This is a genomic window from Flavivirga aquimarina (genome assembly GCF_030540835.1).
Lineage (GTDB): Bacteria > Bacteroidota > Bacteroidia > Flavobacteriales > Flavobacteriaceae > Flavivirga > Flavivirga aquimarina.
Genome location: NZ_JAUOEK010000063.1, coordinates 1 through 21552, shown reverse-complemented (window position 1 = coordinate 21552; position 21552 = coordinate 1). Strand labels below are relative to the sequence as shown.

At 35.8% G+C, this 21552-nt stretch carries 6 protein-coding genes; all 6 read right to left on the bottom strand.

The genetic code is table 11. The annotated features are described in order from the left end of the window. Positions 1-14: 14 nt before the first annotated feature. The 6 genes from Q4Q35_RS04385 to Q4Q35_RS04360 all read right to left on the bottom strand — a co-directional run bounded on the left by Q4Q35_RS04385 (position 15) and on the right by Q4Q35_RS04360 (position 21004). Positions 15-1001, bottom strand: coding sequence for a PorP/SprF family type IX secretion system membrane protein (locus tag Q4Q35_RS04385; RefSeq protein WP_303276724.1), 987 nt, complete (start codon positions 999-1001; stop codon positions 15-17). A 33-nt stretch (positions 1002-1034) separates the two neighbouring features. Beyond that, on the bottom strand, positions 1035-14231 hold the full coding sequence (locus Q4Q35_RS04380) for a T9SS type B sorting domain-containing protein (protein WP_303276723.1): 13197 nt from the start codon (positions 14229-14231) through the stop codon (positions 1035-1037). Positions 14232-14325: 94 nt separating this feature from the next. Continuing rightward, complete coding sequence (locus Q4Q35_RS04375; RefSeq protein ID WP_303276722.1) at positions 14326-17178, bottom strand: PorP/SprF family type IX secretion system membrane protein; 2853 nt, start codon at positions 17176-17178, stop codon at positions 14326-14328. Position 17179: 1 nt separating this feature from the next. Continuing rightward, complete coding sequence (locus tag Q4Q35_RS04370; protein ID WP_303276721.1) at positions 17180-18625, bottom strand: T9SS type B sorting domain-containing protein; 1446 nt, start codon at positions 18623-18625, stop codon at positions 17180-17182. Positions 18626-18825: 200 nt separating this feature from the next. After that, entirely contained in the window at positions 18826-20133 is a 1308-nt protein-coding gene (locus Q4Q35_RS04365; protein WP_303276720.1) for a beta-helix domain-containing protein, read from the bottom strand. A gap of 424 nt (positions 20134-20557) precedes the next feature. Continuing rightward, complete coding sequence (locus Q4Q35_RS04360; RefSeq protein ID WP_303276719.1) at positions 20558-21004, bottom strand: hypothetical protein; 447 nt, start codon at positions 21002-21004, stop codon at positions 20558-20560. Between the last annotated feature and the right edge of the window lie 548 nt (positions 21005-21552).

Here is a 21552-nt window from a genome sequence, read left to right as displayed (position 1 = left end):
ATTCTGCATAATAATTAATGTACTGGACTTTGCGTACATGGACAGTTACTAATACCACGTAAAAAGTCAAAACCAATAGTAATCATATGTGTTCCTGAGTTGAAACCAGATAAGTTATTCGTTGTTATTTGATAGGCATATCCCATATAGAATATGGACTTTTTAAAACCGATCATGGGGCCAATATTTAAAGGTTTAAAAAATTGATCGTTAAGAAAACGGTATGATATTCCTGCCCAATAATAGTCTTCTTTTCTATTAAATTTTCTAAACTTAAAATTTACATCTGTACTTGATCTACCATCACTACTAAACAATTGATAATAAACAGACGGCTCGTATTCTAAACCACTTTTTTTAGGACCTCTAAAGGTATATCCTGAGTAAATTTGAAAATTTAAAAGTAAGTTAGGTTCATCCAAAGCTCTAATTGTTTCTTCAAAACTGCCACCCTTACCTAAAATATTATTGGCATTAAAGCTCATAAAAAATCCTTTAAATCGATACAAGGCACTCACATCAAAGTTATTATTTGTAATTGCTCTGTCATCTGTTGGAATATTACCGCCTAGGTCTCCATTATTTACAAAGTTCTCTACATTAATTCTAAAACTATTTAGGTTATAAGAAATACCAAACGATAAATACATTTTAGCATAATAATCTAAAATAAGATGATGCGCAAACGAGAATTTAGCACCCTTTTGGATGGTATTTCCATTACTATCATTATAAAACGATACTCCTATCCCAGAGCGGTCCGCTATTCTAAAATCTGCATAAATAGATTGGTTCTGTGGGGCATCTTTTATACCGACCCACTGTGTTAATCCGTTAGCTCTGACCTTTAGGTTATCTCCAATTCCTGCATAAGCCGGAGAGACTACAAAATTATTTTCTGCCAAATATTGTGTTAATACAGGCAAGTTTAACTCTTGGCTATAGCTATTAGCTATAACCAAGAGAAATACATATATGAATAATTTTTGTATCCGTATCATTTTAATTTTCATTATCATAATGCTTTATTTTCATTATCTATAAAGTGTAAAGTGTCCAACAAATTCGCGATCATCTTTTGGATCATTAAGTTTTAAAATATACCAATAATCTCCTGTTGGAAGTTCCTTATCATTATATTTACCATCCCATTTTTCTCCTACACGTAATGTTGCTATTGCTCGGCCATATCTATCGAAAACATCGAAAGTAAGATCTTTATATTGCGATGTACAACCTGGTCCCCATTCGTCTTGGTCACCATCTCCATTTGGAGTAAAGTAATTAGAAATACATACATCAATATATTCGAAATATCTAGTAGCCGAAATCACACACCCATTGCTATCTGTTACAGTAACTGTATAATCTCCAGATTCGTAAATAATAAACGTATCTGTATCTCCATAAGCCTCACCATTAAGTGTGTATTCGTATGGAGCAGCACCGCCATTAGTTACAGCAACGATTTCATTTAATCCCCCATCTTCTAAAACAAGAGATAATGGGTCAAATTGAGAAATATCGAAAGTTTCGGTTCTTTGTGTACAACCGTTCGTGTGTCTTACATCTATATAATGATCTAATCCTGCCGGTACATTAACAAATACATTACTGGCTTGATATGGTCTTCCATCTAAAGAGTAATCTATATCTGCAGGGTTTGTTATACTGTCATCTATTGTTACGGTAACAGTATTGGTAGATATATTACCCGCACAACCGTATTCAACAATAGCTTCTGGGTTAATTCTTACCGATACAGGGAATGTAATATTCCATGCAGATTCACAACCTACCGCATCTCGAACATAAACGATATGATCTCCTCCACCTAATCCAGTGAAGTCGAATTGCGTTTGAAGTGCAGTTCCTGTTGTATAAACACCATTAATATCATCTAAAGTAACACTATATGGTAACGTACCTCCAGTAATATCTACACTAAATTCTCCGTCTAAATCACCTTCACAAATTTCAGGTATCATTGAACCGGGAACAATACTTAACGTAACAGGAACTGGAGAACCAATAACTATGGTATCATCAAAGATGAAACAACCTAGTTCGTCCTGCGCTATAGCTTGATAGCTACCCGGAGCCAGACCTTCAAACAAAGATGTTTCGAAAAACTGATCTAATCTAGGCGAAATAGCATATCTAATAATTCCTGTACCTCCAGATGCATTTATCTGTAAAGTACCGTCATTAATACCCGGACAGGTTACATCGTTTGTCACAAAACTTGCTGTTAACGGTGCAGTAGGCTCAGTAATATTAATTATTGCTGAAGTAACTAAACAATCGCCACTATCTACTCTTACCTGATAACTTCCGGCAACAAGATTGGTGAAAACACCTGGACTATTTTGTGTTACTGGTGTTATATTAGTTCCCGACGTATCTTGTAAGGTATAAATATAACTACCTAAACCTCCTTGAGCTGTTGCGGTTATAACTCCTGTATCATCACCTGCACAATTTATAGTTGGATTCGTAGAATCTAAATTAACTACTAAAGCAGGAAGTGGGTCTATAGTAACTTCATTGGAAATATTCGCATCACAACCATTGGCATCTCTAACATAATAAGCATGTGTTCCTGTTGTTACAGGGAATGTTGTTGATGTTGCAAACGCTCCTAATGTTGTTACAAAATTAGGGGTGTCACTGTATGTATATTGTCCTGTTCCACCTGTGGCACTTAATGTTAATTCTGCACTAGCTGTACAGGTTAACGACGTACTCAATGCCAACGTTGTTTGTACTTGAGTAGGTTCACTTATAACAATGTTAGGTGAATTAAACACACAATTGTAGCCATCGGTTACAGTAACATTATAAGTCCCTGCTCCTAAATCGTTAAATACAGGCGATGCTTGAGGACCAGACGATGTTACTGTTGGTAACACCATATTAAGTGTATAAGAATAGTTACTTCCTTGTCCACCATTTGCAAGACTTACTGTTATACTAGCATTAGTATCACCAAAACAAGATAATAAGTTTGTACTTGGTGTTACTGTAGCTGTAATTGGTATTGGGATATTTAGAGTAATCGGATCGGAAGCAATACAACCTCCTGCATCTCTAACATTTACTATATAAGAACCTGCCGATAAATTACTAAACATTCCATTTGGTGAATACGCAACCGTAGCGGCTCCTGTTAATTCATATTCATAAGATCCTCTTCCTCCCCTGGCAGTTGCTGTAATGGTTCCTACATTATTATCACAGGTTACACTAGCTGTTTCTGTAGCTGTCACTGTTAATGGTGAGGCAGGAGAATCTATAGTAATCACATTCGATGTTGTTGTACAGAACGGACTTGCTGTTTCTGTTACTACTACCGTGTAATTACCTCCCGTCATTCCCGTTACTACTTCAGGGTTTGTTGATGTATTAGCAGCCGTAATACCTCTTACTGAAGCTCCTAAACTATCTAATATATCGTAAGTATAAGGCCCTGTATAGCCAGTTACATTAATTTCAAATTCACCATTTGTATCTGTAAAACAAGTAACAGCTACTGTTGGAGTTATTACTGCATCAATCGTATCGAAAGGTGCTACAGTAAATCGTGGTGTTGCTATAGTACAACCCGTAGTTAAATCGTTTACTTGGAAATAGTAATCTCCAGGAGCTGTTATAGCAAATATATTTGAAGCCTGAGGCGTACCACTTGGTAACATAACGAATTCAAAGTTACCAGAACCTCCAGTAACTGTTATATCAACCGAACCAGTTCCATCACAATCTATAGGTGTTACTACAGCTACTGTAGCTGCCGTTAAGGTTGGTAATGGTGCAATATTAACCGTATTAGTTGCTATACATCCATTATCATCTCTTACAAATATATTAATGACCTGTGGGCTTCCTGTATCAATTATATCAAATGTATTCGTAGGGAAATAATTAGTCCCATCAATACTATAAGCATATAGTGCAGTTCCTGTACCTGCTCCTTCGGTAATAGTAAGTGTTGATGTATTTACAGAATTATCAGGTGCACAGGTATATGCTGTTGCTGTTCCCGTAACTGTTAAAAGTGAAGGTTCTGAAACATTAACTACTTGAGTGTCAGAACACCCTCTACCAGAAGTTACTAATACTGTATAATCTCCTTCTATTAACCCAGTAAAAACATTTGAGGTCTGTGCAGCTCTCACCATAGGTGAAGGTGCTATAAGCTCATAAGTGTAAACTGGATTATCATTGCTTATAGGTAAGTTTACAGTTATTACACCATCGCTGCCACCATTACAACTTACATCTACCACAGACGTTGTAAATGTTACTGGTGTAGCAGCCAATAAGGTTACTGAAACATTATTTGTACATGTTGTCGTTGCATCTGTTATTGTAACAGTATAAGTTCCAGATGGTACACCAGAAAATACATTTCCGGCTAAACTTATTGATGCTGGATTCGGACTTATAGCATAGGTATAAGACCCTGGCCCTGATCCTCCTGTAGCATTTATTACAATAACGCCATCATCATTAGAACATGTTGGTAACGCTGTTATAGTTGGTGTTATGCCTAAAGGCTCATAAACAGTTACAGAAGTCGGACTAACAGCTGTACAACCATTATCATCTCTTACTGTTACAAAATATGTTCCTGGTGCAGAAACCGTAAACGTTCCACTAGATTGGAAACCGGTTCCTATAGAATACTCTAAAGGCCCTACTCCAGAACTACTTGCTATTGTAAATGTATATGGGTCTCCACTTAAGTTACATTGATTTGAAGCCAATGCCGGAACTGTTACTGTTGGCAATGCATCTGTGGCAATAGTAACATCTATTTGTGCTGGACACCCATTAGCATCTAGTACATAAACATCCCAATCTGTATTTACAGTTGGATCTAAAACAGCACTAGGGCTATTTCCATAATCTCCTGCTACTGGGGTAGCCCCATCCTGAACAAAAGCATAAGTGTAACCTGTTGTCCCTCCATTTGCTTCTACCGTTACTTGGGCATTAAGGTTACAATTCGCGTTTATATTTATTGTCTCTGTAAGCGTTACTTGGGTTGGTTCATCAACAAATACAGTAAATGTGTCTGTACAATCTGTTATTTCATCTGTTACAACTATAATTTGATTTCCTGTCGATAATCCTGTTAAATTAATGGTTGTTGCCGATTGGGCTACAACTGGCACACCTGCATTAATAGTATAGCTATATGTTCCTGCAAAATTTCCAACTGTGAAATTTACTGCTCCATTTGAGCCACTATTACAACTAACATCATTACCCAATGCTCCTGTTACTGTTATATTGGTTACTGGGTCTATCGTGTACGACTCTTGGTATGTACAACCGTTAGCATCAGTTACTTCAAATAAATAAATATCTGGGGTTAAACCTGTAAATATTCCACTAGCTGCTCCGGTAATATTTCCTGTAGCACTTGCTGGCGATAAAATCGCATAGGATAATGTACCTACTCCATCTGTTGTTGTTAAAGTAACATTAGTTGTTAATGCTGAACATGTTATTGGTGTAGATAAGAAATCTAAATCTGTTGGTGGGTCTAATACTGGAACTGTTTGTGTTATTGCACCACTTAAACATCCATTTGCGTCTCTAACTATAACAGATACTAGTCCTGGAGTATTAGTTGTATACGTATTATTTGACGTGAAATTTAAACCACCATCAAAACTATAGGTATACGCCCCTGTTCCCCCAGTTGCTCCTGTAACTGTTAAAATTGCATCTTGTGTTGCGTTAGATACACCACATGTTAATCCTTGAGTTAAATCTAAGGTTCCTGTAATATTGTTAGGCTCTGTAATATTTACAATTGTTATTGCTGAGTCACAATTTTTAGCATCTCTCACGACCACATTATAAGGGCTTCCGGCTGCATTTAGTCCCGTAAATACATTAGATGCCTGGAACGTTCCTCCGTTATCAATACTATATTGGTATGGTGATATTCCGTTAGCTGCGGTTATTACGATACTACCATCTGCTCCTCCATTACAACTTACATCCGTATGCACTTCTGTAAGTGTTGGTGTTGTTCTTGGTGTTACTGTAATGGTATTAGATATCACTTGACATCCTTGTGAATCTGTAATTCTAAATTCATAGTCTCCATCTGTACTGGTTATATAAGGAGATGCTGCAGGACCAAACGCTCCACTGTTAAATCTAACTTCTAAAGCTCCGTATGTTCCTGTTCCTCCCGAAGGGGTTATCGTAATACTAGCATCTACCGTACATGTTAAGTCTTGTGTTAAATTAGCATTTAATAATAATTGAGGTTCTACATCGTAAGTCGTTGTAGCTATACAACCGTTATCATCTTGTATACTAACTGTATAGGTTCCTGGCGCATTTATTGTAAATGTTGGACTTGTTTGGTAAGCACCTCCTATACTATATGTCGCTGCTCCATTATATGTTGTTCCTGATAAGGTGATACTTAATGGGCTTCCTACATAACATTGCTGTGTTACTGGATCTATTGTTGGAATAGGATCGGTTGGTAAAGCTATAGTACGAAGCTGTTCACAACCATAGGCATCTCTTACATATATATCGTAAGTAATGCTACCAGCTAAATTAAACGTATTTGCACTCCCCCAGTTACCTGGCACTACAGGTGCTCCTGTCACTACGGCCTGATATTCATAAGGTGCTGTTCCATTCTGTGCAATTGCGGTAATAGTACCCAGATCATTACAATTCGCATTTGCTGAAACAGAAGCATTAATAGTTAATAAAGCAACCGATTCTGTAATACTAAATGTTGTTGTTGTAACACTACATCCCGCATTAGTAGCTCCCGGATCTTCTTCTACTAAAACAAAATAATTCCCAACAGGTAATGGTCCCAAATTAGACACCGATAATGTTCCGCTAGCAGGAACTGTTCCTGTTCCGGAAATAGCCGTAGCGACTAATGTTTGTGAGTCATATATTGTATAGGTAACATTTGTAGTAGCCAGATAACTACTTGTTATATCAAAGCTTACATTTCCATCAGCACTTCCTGTACAAGTAATATTATTTTCAACTATCGCACTCGTTGTTAACGTAGAGTTTGTTGGAACAGGAACAGTTGATGTTTCAAAATAATAACATTGTGTAAGTTCATCATAAATAATAAACGTATAACTTACTCCCGGTAATAAATTGTTAAACGTTCCTGTCTCACTTCCGAGTGCATCTTCATCTATCCATGGCGCAGCAGTTGGAGCTGTATAAGTCATTCCCGGGCCTGTATAAATAGCAAAATGGTATGGTCCATTTCCTGTTAATGTTCCCCCTATAGTTACTATAGCTGTTCCTCCAGCAGAACAAAGTGTTGGTGGAGAGCTTACACTAATATCTAAATCGGTTGGCGGAGATGCAACTAATACATCTTGAATTAACTGAGTACAACCGTTGTCATCCTCTATAAGAATTTGATACAATCCAAAATCAACGACATCAAAACTAACAGACATAGAACCTGTAGCATTAAGTTCAGAGTTAGAATAGCCATTCGTTCCTGTAACATAATAATTATAAGGTGCAGTTCCTCCAGTTACACCATCAACTACGATAGATCCGCTAGATATGCCACTACCAAAACAAGTAATAGGTACAGCATGAAAAGTCGTATTAATAGCAGCCGGTTCACTAATCACAATAGTATCGGTATCTGTACACCCATTAGCATCTGTTACAGTTATAGTATAGGTTCCTGCTGGTAAACCACTGGTTTGCGTACCATAGTTTGTTGTAGTAGTATCATTATTAACATTTATAGTAAAAGGAGCTAACCCTTGTGTCGTATCTATAGTAATATCTATAGTTGCAGTTGATTCTGCATTACATAAAATAGCTTGTGTTTGAGCTATACCAGTTATATCCGGATTTACCGGTGTACTTACTGTTACAGCATTCGTTTCTACTGTACAACCTTGTGAATCTGTAATTCTAAACTGGTAGGTTCCTGCTACAGCAGTCGAATATGTAAAAGAAGCGCCTACTGGTGCCGGTAAAACTGCTGAATAAGTCGCTCCTCCATTTGTAGAAACCTGATAAGTTGTATAAGCAGTTGTTCCACCAGATATCGTTACATCAATAGTTGCTTCTACTGGTAAAGAACACGTTAAATTTTTGGTTAAAAGCGCATCTGCCAACAATTGTGGCTCAACAGTATAAGTTGTTGTTGCAGTACAACCATTATCATCTTGAATAGTTAAATTATAAGTACCTGGTGTACTTATTGTAAAGTTTGGACTTGCTTGAAAACTACTTCCTATACTATAGGTTGCCGAACCATTAAATGTTGTTCCTGTTAACGTAATATTTAAAGGACTACCTGTATAACATTGTTGTGCAACAGGGTTTATTGTAGGTAAAGCATCGTTAGTAATAGTAACGGTATTCATCTCAATACAATCATTCGCATCTCTTACATATACATCCCAAACAAGGTCTGCACCTGAATTTGTATCAACTGTTACAATATTACTAGGATCATAAGCACCAACTCCGGGTGCTGGATTACCATTTATAACAGCGGCATAGGTATAATTTGGTGTCCCTCCTGCTGCTGTAACAGTAATTTGTGATTCATCATTAGTACAAAATATATTTGTTGAGGTTTCTGTAAATGTTAATGGATTTATTGGTTCATTAACTGTTACAGCAAATGTGTCTGTACATCCGGTTGTTTCATCTGTTACAATTATTGTATAACTACCAGCAATTAATCCGGTTTGATTAATTGTTGTAGCAGATTGACCGGTTACTGCAGTTCCTGCGTTAATTGTATAACTGTACGTCCCTGCAAAATCAGACACTGTAAAATCTACTGCACCATCATTACCTCCATTACAGCTTACATCACTAACCAATAGCCCTGTAACTGCAATATTTATTACAGGATCTACGGTATAAGTTTCTTCATAATAACAACCATCTGCATCTGTTACTCTAAAAATATAAGTATCTGGTGCCAACCCTGCAAAAACACCTGTAGCGTTTGAAGTTGCAGAAGCTGCTGGAGCTATAATTTCATAAGTTAATGTACCTACTCCAGTTCCTCCTGCCTGAGTTACCGTAACTGTACTTGTTGTAGCTATACATGTAACAGGGGTACTAGTAATAGTACCAGATGTAGGTGGGTTTAATGCTGTTATCGTAACCGAACTGTTAAAAGTACAACCTTGTGCATCTCGTACTGAATAATTAATCGTTTGATCTGAACCATTATCATTTACTGTTAATGTATTTGTAGCACTATAACCAGATCCATTAAAACTATATTGATATCCTGCAGTACCAGTTCCTACTGTAGCTGTTACCGTTACTGTTGCCGATTGGCTTGTATTTGTAACACTACAACTAAATGGTGTTACTGAATGTGTTGCAGCTAAAGCTGTAGGTTCTGTTAATGTTACCGTACCATTAAAGAGACATTCATTACTATCTCTTACTTGGTATGTATATGTACCTGCACTTAACCCGGTGTATAATGATGTTCCTATAAAAGTAGCACTTCCGTTAAAGCTGTAAGTATAAGACCCTGTACCTCCTGCTGGTATTATCTGTACTGAACCATCTGCACTACCATTACAAGTAGGATCTACCGAAGTAACAGTAGCTGTTGGGTTTATTGATGGGTTAACAGTAACCACATTAGATTCTGCTTGACAGCCTTGCGCATCGGTTATTCTAAATCGGTAATCTCCCGGTGTTGCCGTTAAATGATTAAACGGGGTTCCTGTACCTCCTGATACATACGCACCATTATTTAAGGATACTTCGTAATCATATGGTGCTGTACCTCCAGTAATAGTACCTGTAATTAAAGCATCTGGTGTAATTGTACAATCTATATCTTTTGTTAAAACGGTACTTACTGTTAATTGTGGTGCAATAGTTTGTGCCGGTAAAGTAACGGTACATCCATATGCATCTCTTACTATAATAGTATAAGTTCCCGGTGTTAAATTAGCAAACGTATCACTCGTTCCAAACGGTCCGCCATTAATATTATATTCATAAGGTGTTTGTCCGCCAGATGCTGTTACCACAAGCGTTGCTGCATTTGTCACATCATAACATAAATCTGATGTTACATCTATAGAAGCCGTTGGTGGTGTTGGGGTACTTAAAGTAAATGTATCCGTATCTGTACATCCATTCGCATCTGTAACCGTAACTGTATAAGTTCCTGCCTGTGTTAAACCGGCAAAAGTATTGCTTCCCTGAGGTCCTAAAACAGTTGCATCTGGTTGTGTAAGTGTATAGGTGTTACCTCCCCAACCTCCTACGGCATTAATAACAACACTTCCATCTACATCACAAGTAATAGGAGACTCTGTAGCTGTAACACTTAACGCTATTGCCGGTGTATTTACCGTTACAGAAGCTGTTTCCTGACAATTAGTAGCTGTATCTGTTACAAGAATAGTATACGTTCCTGCTGCTAAACCTGTTAGGTCGATAGGAGATGTTCCCGGTGTTGAAGCTCCGGCATTAATCGTATAAGTAAAGCCTGTTGTTCCCGAAACCGTAAATCGAACTGCTCCATCTGAAGCACCTACACAAGTAATATTATTTATTAATTGTCCTACTACCGCTAATGGTGGCAGAGGCGCTATATTATAAGACTCACTATATGTACAATCGTTAGCATCTCTTACTTGAAATGTATAAGTTCCTGGTGCTAATCCTGAAAAAGTAGTTGATGTTTGATATGGCGTAGCTGATCCTGCCGGCGCTATTATTTGATATTCTAACGTTCCAACACCTCCGGTGGTTCCGGTAATTGTAACATCTGATGTATTTAAAGGACAGGTTAAAGCTGTACTACTAAATGTTAAATCTGTTGGTGGATCTAATGGATCTATAATTATAGGTGGCGCTACAAACGTACAATTATTTGCATCTCTTATAGTTACTGTATAAGTACCATCTGTTAATCCTGAAAATGTAAGTCCGGATTGAAAATTAATTCCATCAATACTATATGTATAAGGTGACGTACCTCCCGAAACTCCAGAAACTGTTATTTCGCCATTGGTAGTACACGTATATGGTGTTGTTAATGTTGCTGTTCCTGTAATTGCTGAAAGTTCTACAATACTTATAGTTTGAGGTGCCGTAGCACAAACATCCGGTCCTGCAGTATGTTCAACCACAACTTCATAACTACCTACACCTAACCCTGTAAAAGTAGGTGAGTTAAAGAATGTTACTCCATTATCTATACTATATCGTAAACTATTTCCGTTAGGATTCGTAACATTAATATTTATTTCTCCTACATTACCAGAACCTGCACACAAAATATCGGTTTTAGTAATATTAAAATCAGGGAGCGGTATTTGATCTACTACGAGCGATAAATCTACAAAACAGCTATTAACATCTACAACTCTAATATTATATGTTCCAGGGGTTAATACCTCAATTTCAGGTGCAGATTGAAATTCAGTTGTACTGTTTACAAAATACACATAAGGCGCTGTACCTCCTACCGGATATACTGTAATTTCTCCAGTTTCTGGTATTGGGTCATCAGCAGGATCTGGAGCAGGCGTAGGCGGACAACTCGTTAAAGGATTTGTTAATGCTAAAGTCGCTGTTAACAACGGCGGGTTAATTATTGTTATATTCCCTGTATAAACACAACCATCGTCTGTTGATACATCAATGGTATATACTCCTGGATTTAAATTTGAAAACGTATAATTATTAGCCATTATCGGGCCTACGCTATTTATTAATCCACCACTATCTGAAATTGAAAAGTAATATTGTGGAAGCACATCATTAGCAGCGACTAAAACACTTCCCTGATCGCCATTACAAAAAGGTTGTGTAATGGCTGTTGAAACAGTAAAATTTCTTTCTCTTATTTGAATATTTGGTACCGTAAAGACACAAGGGTTAGGTGTTACACCTATTTGTCTAACATAAACAGTATAAATACCAGCTGTAGGAATAGAAAAAACATTACTTGCTTGATAAGTTACATTATCAATACTATACTCATAGCCACTCGGAACATTTCCTACAGTTATTTCTCCTGGTGTTGTACAAATAATATCTCTTGGTGTCGCTGTAGGCACCAATACGTTTTCATAAACATTAAAATAAAACCGATTAAAACAACCTCCTGTATAATTTAACGTCAATCTATATTGACCTGCTGTATCTATCAGATAATCAGGTCCGGTTGCTACTTGATTCCATGTACAAGAAGGATCTTCGTTCGCACAATCAATGTTACTAACGGCTGTACAACTTGTTTCATCCAGTCTTTCCCAAACTATGGTGTCTGCATCGGTAATGTTAGTATCAATAAACCTGGTATCGGTAGCCCCACACATAAATATGTTAGGTAATTCTTTCCCATCATTAGGACAAGTAACGACCTGATCTGCAAATGGGATTATCGGGTTAGTAACTCCAGCACCAAAAGTAATGACATTAAATATCTGATCGATAGATTGACAAGGAGCTGTTGCTGTATTACGAACATAATAAGTCCCTGGCGTTGAAACTCTTATAGATTGATCTGTTCCTATAACTGGGGTTCCTGATGGGCTTGTAGACCATGAATATGAATCATAATCATCACCAGCCGTTAATTCGACGTTATTACCACAGAGTATCACATCTTCTTCAAACGTACAATCTATATCTGCCAAAAAGTTAGTCGCTGTTGGTATAAGTAAACAGCCTGTGTTAGTGTTATAGCTGGCTTCGTCTTCTATCACTAGACCACCTAACCTACCTTCATATTCTGAAAATGCCTGATTACTTACAATATTGTCACATGCATTATTTAACAGACTACATTCTCTCACAACTGTCACTTTAAAACGTATTTCCAGTACAGGATCATTTTCCTCGACTACAGAGTCATCAACAACAAAAATAATTTCCCTAGCTATTGGGTCATAACTTTGTACCGTAACGCCCGAAGGTAGTAAGCCCATGTCTGCAGGGTAGTCAAATTCGATATTTACAGGGAGCACATCCCTAATGGTAAGGCCTATAGCATCATCATTCCCCGTATTTTGAAAACCAATAACATAATTTAATTCTTCACCAAGACCTACTAATTGACCCCCAATATCATTTCCTAAAGGGTCTTCAACCGTCTTTGTTAAGACTATATTAGGTGCAATAATATCAACAGCAAATGCGAAAAAATATGGAAAATACGTATCTCCTCCAGTTTCTAAACGAACTACCGCAGATGTATCATCATTAGCTATTACAGTGTTTGTTGGATTGGGAACTACCATGACCCCTGTATCGAATCCTAAAGTATTAGTACTATTAGGGTTCCTGTTATTAACAGGCGTGGCACTTAAATCTGTTACCGAACTATTAAAAAAGTTATTTCTGCCACGATCTGTTGCAGATAATCTTGTTCCATTAATTCTTAAACGGTCGCCAGTAATAGGCTTATCTCCCTCTAAAGCAGCAAATGCAAAATTTGCTCTAACTGGTCCTGTAGGGATTGTTCTAAATCCTGAAACCGTGATATCATCGCTAGCATTGTTAGAAGAACTAATAGCACTAAATCCATCAAAACTGGTAATCGATTTACCTGTTAATGTCGGATCTTCATAAACTACAAATAAAGACCAACCTGCTGAATATCCAGTACCATTCCTTGGATTAAAAGTATCTGTTTCACCTCGGGCTGACGATACATTAGCAACTGTATACGTTCCTATAGTACTTGCCATCCCTCTTACTATGTTTGTAACATCGGCATAACAAGCATAAGGAAAACTATTGCCACCATCTACAGATGTTCCTCCTGTATTATCAAAAAGAACAGTACCTACAATATCATTATATACTCCTGACGGACCACTAAATTTTATATCGGTTATGGGTCTCGAACTATCTGCTGTAACAGCTCCCCAATACAGACCCGCATGTATAATTTCGTAACAATTTGGATTAGGAATTTCCAAATCTGCACTCGACGAACTGAACGTTGTGGGGTCTCCGTCAATATCTATATATTGCATATTAACCTCATTGTTATATGCACTGTTATCATTGAAGGCGTTATTGCTTGGTCCTAAAATATTATTACCAATTAATAAGATATCTCCTTTTATATCCTGATTAAATCTAGGGGTAAATGGTACTTGTTGGGCAAACAATTGTAAACTGAAAAATAGCAGAAAAACTATAAGTTCGGTTTTAAAAATAGTAGGTTTTTTCATGATAGTTTATATTTGGTGCTCCTTTATCCTCAATGGGGCGTCATTTATCAGATAAAGAATAGCTAGGCTTATTAATTTTGTTACATATATATGTTTAGTTTTCTATTTTAACCATAGACATTTTTCCATTATAAGGCTTACTTCCTTTAGCTTGTAAACCATTTGTGGCTTGTCCTATATTATCGAACTTCTCATAATAAATAAAATATTGACTTGTACTTTCATTATAAAAGAAGTTAATGTTTGATTGTCCGGCAGATATTGCCTTTCTTAAAAATTCATCTCTTTTATCAACATCGCTATGTACAGCAACTACTAAATAATAACCACTATCTGCATGCTTGACATCTTTCACAATTCGTATGTTACTACTTTGCTCTTCTCCAAAATCGAAATCTTCCTTTTTAGGAGGCACTGAGCCTACAGGTGTGCTTTGTTTGATTCTATTTAATGTTGCCATATCTTTTGAATATCTATCATCTGCATTATCATAAGCGGCACGCTTAATTCTTCGTTTTCTCTCTATTTCTGTAGCTACTTTAATTTTTTCTAATGTTGCTATTAAATTTTCTCTCGACTTTAAGGCCTCTGCTTGTTCTAATTTTAACCTATCTAACGTTTTTAACTTAGTTGGGTCTATAGAGTTTTTATATTGTTTTTCTAACGCTGTAATTTCTTTATCTCGAGTGTTTATAACACCTTCAAGTTCTGTTTGTAAGGATGCTAACGCTGCATTTTCGGCGCTTATACTTTTAAAAGGTTTAGGAGCTGTAACAATGCCCTGTTCTCCTAAATCATTTTCTTCTTTTAAATCCTTAAGGTCTTGATTTCTGCTAGCTACCGTTTCTTCTAATCTTGTTAATAAATCATTCATTGATTTAGTAATATTATCTACAGGTGTTTTAATTGCAGCTTCTTCTTCAGCTTTAGCTTTGGCAGCAGCTTCAGCAGCTAATCTAGCTTCTTCTTCAGCTTTTGCTTTAGCAGCAGCTTCGGCAGCTAATCTTGCATCCTCTTCGGCTTTGGCTTTAGCAGCAGCTTCGGCAGCTAATCTAGCGTCTTCTTCGGCTTTGGCTTTGGCAGCAGCTTCGGCAGCTAATCTAGCATCCTCTTCGGCTTTGGCTTTGGCAGCAGCTTCGGCAGCTAATCTTGCATCTTCTTCAGCTTTGGCTTTGGCAGCAGCTTTGGCAGCTAATCTAGCGTCTTCATCGGCTTTGGCTTTAGCAGCAGCTTCAGCAGCTAATCTTGCATCTTCTTCGGCTTTGGCTTTAGCAGCAGCTTCGGCAGCTAATCTTGCATCTTCTTCGGCTTTGGCTTTGGCAGCAGCTTCGGCAGCTAATCTAGCGTCTTCATCGGCTTTGGCTTTGGCAGCAGCTTCGGCAGCTAATCTTGCATCTTCTTCGGCTTTGGCTTTGGCAGCAGCTTCTGCAGCTAATCTAGCATCCTCTTCTGCTTTGGCTTTGGCAGCAGCTTCGGCAGCTAATCTAGCGTCTTCTTCGGCTTTGGCTTTGGCAGCAGCTTCGGCAGCTAATCTTGCATTTTCTTCGGCTTTGGCTTTGGCAGCAGCTTCGGCAGCTAATCTAGCATCCTCTTCGGCTTTGGCTTTGGCTGCGGCTTCTCCAGCTAATCTAGCATCCTCTTCTGCTTTTGTTTTGGCTGCGGCTTCGGCAGCTAATCTAGCATCTTCTTCGGCTTTTGTTTTGGCTGCGGCTTCGGCAGCTAATCTAGCATCTTCTTCGGCTTTGGCTTTGGCAGCAGCTTCGGCAGCTAATCGTGCGTCTTCCTCTGCTTTAGCTTTAGCTGCAGCCTCTGTAGCAGCTACTCTAGCTTGTCTCTCTGCTAATTCTTTAGCTCTGGTTTCTTCAAGTAACTTAGCTTTAGCATCGGCTTCTGCTTTTATTTGTGCAGCTGTTTTTCTTTCAACAGTTGTTGTAGAAGGCTTAGAACGTGTTCTTCTCCTAGCTATAGTTCGTCTTGTTCTCTTAGAAGGAATAATCATAGACTCCTCTTCATCATCACCACTATAACTATATCTGTATCTATTTTTAAATTTATAAGCTAAAGTAATATCATGAGAGCTTCCAAAATTGGATAAATCTCCCATAGCTTTTTCATAACTGTATTCTATAGAAATTTGGGTACTTATGTTTAAGCCTAAACCACCAAAAAAACCATATAATGTATTATAACCTGCTTGCGCCCAAATACCTTTAGGAACGGTTAGCATAGCCATTCCGGAAATCACGGTTTTTTCTTTCTTGAATTCAGACCTTATTAAACCTGAAAACTTACTTTCATCAAAAAAATCGCGGCTATTTACATACCCCGTGTACATAACATGTGCTTGAACACCTTTTTCCGGGTCATCTTCAACCATTTTTGATGTATTCAAATTATATAGAAATATATTGTTAAGTGATACGCCAAAATCTACAAAACCAGTTCCGTAATTTATTCCGGGGTTTACTGTTAATAATGAATTTGAAGGTATGTTTTCTAAGGACGGATCAGGGAAATTTGTTATGATTTTACCATCGTTTAACCCACTTTTATAAAATCCCAGATTGATACCAAAAGTTAGGTTGCTATCTCGGTTTAAAACAGCATTATAAGCAAAGTTTAAAACACCTCCAAAGGTAGTTAATACACCATAATTTTGTTGAAATAATCCAACACCAATTCCTATGTTTTCTCTAAATCTTCCAGAATAACTTAATAAATATGTTTGTGGTGCATCATCAAATTGTACCCATTGTCTCTTATTATTAAAACTAACATATTTATTTTGTTCTCTTACAAAACTAAAGGTTGGGTTTATAGCATATCTATTAAACTTTAAAGAATTTCTAACAGGTAATATAAACGAAACAACTCCATCTCCTTCTTGAGAATTGAATAATTGCGTAAAGCAAAAAAATAAAATGATATGTAACAGGTACTTTTTCATATTATTTTACAACTGTTATTGATCCTTTTCGTGTTTTATTATCTTGAGTTGTTATTATATAGTAGTAAACTGGGTTTACATCTTTAAAATTTAATTCTTCTTGTGGCCAATTGTTCAGATAATCATTAGTTTGTAGTACTATTTCTCCTTGAGAACTTATTATTATAACTTCTGCATTTGTTCCGCTTACATATGCTTGAGGAATTACCCAAGTATCATTTGTACCGTCACCATTCGGACTTATTAAATTAGGTATGTTTTCAACATTTGGAAAAGTCTCGCCTATTGTAAAAAGAAATTCTTTTGACGATATACATCCTACCGTTTGAGAAATAACAGCTTTATAGTTACCAATTTCTGTTGCTTCATAACTTGCACTATTTGCTCCAGCAATTAAAACATCATTTAAGTACCATTCATATTCTGGCGTATTTGCCGTATCTGTAAGAGTCACTATTAAGGTCCCCTCAGGTGGCATCAGATTTTCTGCCGGAGCTTCAGAAACATCTATACTACTTGTAAATTGATTGGCGTCTAAATCGATTGATGCACTTGTTGAGCAACCATTTAAAGTAATATTTACGGCGTATGTTCCAGACTCATCTGTTATATATGTTTGATCTGTAGCTCCTGTAATTTCATTTCCATCTTTAAACCATTGATAGCTATTAGCTGAAACTGTACTTAAAGTTGTTAAACCTTGGCTGGCACAATATGGGTTACCTAAACTGGAACTTATAGTACTGGATCCTCCTGATGATGCTTCGCTTATTGTTACTTTATTTGAAGTATTTGTATTTACTGACGTACATGGTCCATAATTTATTGCAACAAAATATATTCCAGGGTCACTAACTTCTAAAGTTGGTCCTGAAGCAACAAAAACTTCCGTGGTTGGTCCTGTTGCTCTAAACCAATTGAATGTGAGTGAAGGGTATTGTAATGGCGAATCGTTATCTCCTGTTCCGGGATTATCTATAGTTAGTAAATAACTACCACCGGAGCAATACACGCCTGTTGAAACTAAATTGTTAATAGAAAAAGGTTCATCCTGAATTTTGTAATATGCTGGAAAAGCCATAGAGGGTACACTCGTTGCAACTGGGTCGGTACCTTTAATTCGTATTCTAAATGCCTCGCCAGCTATTGTAGTTGGCATAGAAACATTAATTATGGCCGGTGATGTGGTAATGGCACCAACGGCCGTTGTATGAAGTACTGTTGGATTCGAAAAGTCTCCAGTCTCATCAGATAGTTCTACTATAAATTGATTAGAACCACCCAACTCTGAACCGGTAAATGAAAACGATACTCCATACGTATTGAAAATAGGACTCGCACAAGCTTGACTAAAACCTAAAGAAGGTGTTTCTATTTGCGCACAAGCATTACCCGTTATGAACAGAAAAATAAAGACAATTATGTTAGTTATAGTAAAATTTTGCATACGACATCATTCTCTTTAGTTGACAAAACTTTTAAAAACAACTATCGCTCTAATAATTATATTACCAGAATTCAAAATCACTTTTATAATAATTTGTTGGTTGAGAGATTGGTTAAGTTTGTTTATCGGTTTAATAAAATAACTTTCTATTATTTATTATTATAAAGAAATCATAAAATTTATTTTTCTTTCAATGCTATTTAATTTTTGCCATTAGCAGCAATTATTTTATTAATACGCAATCTAAAGTCTGGTCTTTTTTCGCTCTTCATATCGATAAACGTTTCAGAATTTTGACTTTTTGCATACACATTATAAAAAGATCTGTTACCATACCAATTTTCTAAGTCTTCATTATTAGTATTGTATTCTTTAAATATGTTTCCATTACAATTGTTGAAATACATATCAACAAATTTTATTTTTTCTAAATTTTCTTGATTAATCATTATTTTATCATCTAGTATTACTGCTGGGTTAAAACCAGAAATAACACTTTTATTAATATCAAGCGAAGCGCTTTCTCCTATAAAAATAGCTTCTTTAATCAAGCCTAATTTAATATGTTCGTTTAAATCGTTACTGCTATTTAATAATGTTAAGTTTTTAGCAAGTACTGTAGTTCCTTTCTTTGTAAAATCGATTTCTTCTTTTTTACTATATGAAAGAATCTCTAAACATCTAGCTTTTTTACTACTAGATATATATGGTGTTCTAATTGCTAATGAATTAGTTAATTGAGATTGTGCTCCATAATTGAACTTAAAATCATTTTTGCTTGATCTATAAGAAACTGCTTTTGTTAAATTAGCTTCTCCTCCTATTATTCTAAAAGAATCTCCTGCGCAATAACTAATCATTACATTTTCTAATACTGTTTCGTTTCCTACACTAGCTAATAATAATCCGCTGAAATTTGATCTATCTTTTAGTTTTTTTCCTGCATACTCTATTCTCACATACCTTAATACACCAGAATTACTATTAGTATTTGTACCTCCATAGTTAGTATATCTGTAAGAAGATGAGTCTAGGTTTCCGTAAAGTGATGATATAGAAGAATTTCCAAATTTATTAGTTGGAGCTTCACCTAGTATAATTATACCACCCCAATCGCCAGCTTTTTTCACACTTCTATTTGAAGTAAAAACGATAGGGTCTGTTTCTAATCCTTCTGCCACTATCTTGGCTCCTTTACTAATAGTTAAAGTTCCTTTTGATTGAAAATCTCCAATAATTACAGTTCCCGGTTCTATTGTAAGTGTAACACTGTCTGTAACAAAAACATTACCCATTAATAGGTATGTGTCTCTTTTAGACAATTTAGTGTCTTTTGTAATGTTCCCTGTTAGTATTTGACTAGGTTCTCCATAGTCTGCAGTTTTAGGATTAAAATCTGTCCAGTTATCTAACCAGTTATCTGAACCAACTATTCCTTTTTCTTGTTGCGCATATGAGCTTCCTATTACCAAAAGAAGCATCCATATCATGTAGGTTATTTTTTTCATAACGATTTTATATTATCAGCTTGTACTTAATTTCAATATTCAAATTTACAACTAATCTATAACAAAATTCCACAAAAAGCGAATATATTCGATGAAATACACTTTTAAATAGGTTTTATCTTACAAAATTGTTCGACATAATGCATAAATATTATCTGTATTCTGTATATCCAAAATTTTAATATATACTGATTTGTATATTCAGAAACATTTTATTTAAAAATCGAAAATTTAGAGGATAGAAATAAAAAAAACACTATAATAATTTTGTCCAAATTATTATAGTATTCTTCTAATTCTTATACAAAAAAAGATGCAATAGAAAACTTATTATATTTTAGCTTAATTTATCAAACTTTGTATAATTTATTAAAATATTTTAATAAATTATTTAACAATAAGTAAATATTAAGTCAATTCTAGATCAATGAAATTCACTATATTGATGTATTGCTTTCATTGTATCTTCATAAAATATAATAGCTGCTATTAGATTACTTTTATCTGAGTATGGCAGCATGGTCCTTTGGAAATTAAGTGTTGTTTCCAGAAAAGCATCGGAGGCTTCAATCTCATCATCTAAAATAGATCTATTATCTTTTGTATTTGGAATACCTAAAGTAGACATTGTAACTCCAGGTTTTGTAGCGAATGCTATATAAGGCAATGTTTTTACCAGAAGCTTTATACGCTCTATGTAAAGCTCTAGCAATTGTCCTTTTTGCATACGGTCTAACTCATCTTTGTCGTGATATTTACTTATACGTACTTTATCACTAATGATACTTTTGGGAGCATCCTTTTTTTGGGCAAAACTAGCTCCGGTTATTAAAAATAAACTAAAGCTAAATAAAATAATTTTTATTTTCATTTTACAAATTTTCTTGATTCTTAATGACAAAACTATGCAATTTATCTTAAAAAACAACATTTTGACCGATTTTTTTGCATTTTATCCTATATTTTTAAAAAAAGTGTGGTATTGCAGTGAGTTACAATTGAATAAAATGTAACAAAAATTATAATTGGTCTGTTTGAATACTGTTTTTTGTAGCTTTTTACTGTAAAAAAATAACAAATAGCTATCTTTAGAAATTTTGTTATTCCTTTTGTATCTCATGTTATTTGTAAAAAATTCTAGTTGAAAGGTGCAAGGGGTAAGCAAATATTAAACTTATTGTATTTGCTTTTGAAAGTTAATGTGTATAAGACGAAACTCTTCTTTTATTGTTTTCTATTAATAATATTGTAAGTCCCTTCTATAATATTTTGACAATCTTTTATTGGTCTCAAATGGAGTTAAAACTATGTACTTTAGTGCATGTCGCTTTCAGCTTCTAAAAACTTTTGACACGAATTTCACGAATTCACACGAATTCAGTTTTACCATATTTCACGAAGCAGACTTTCAGTCTGCCA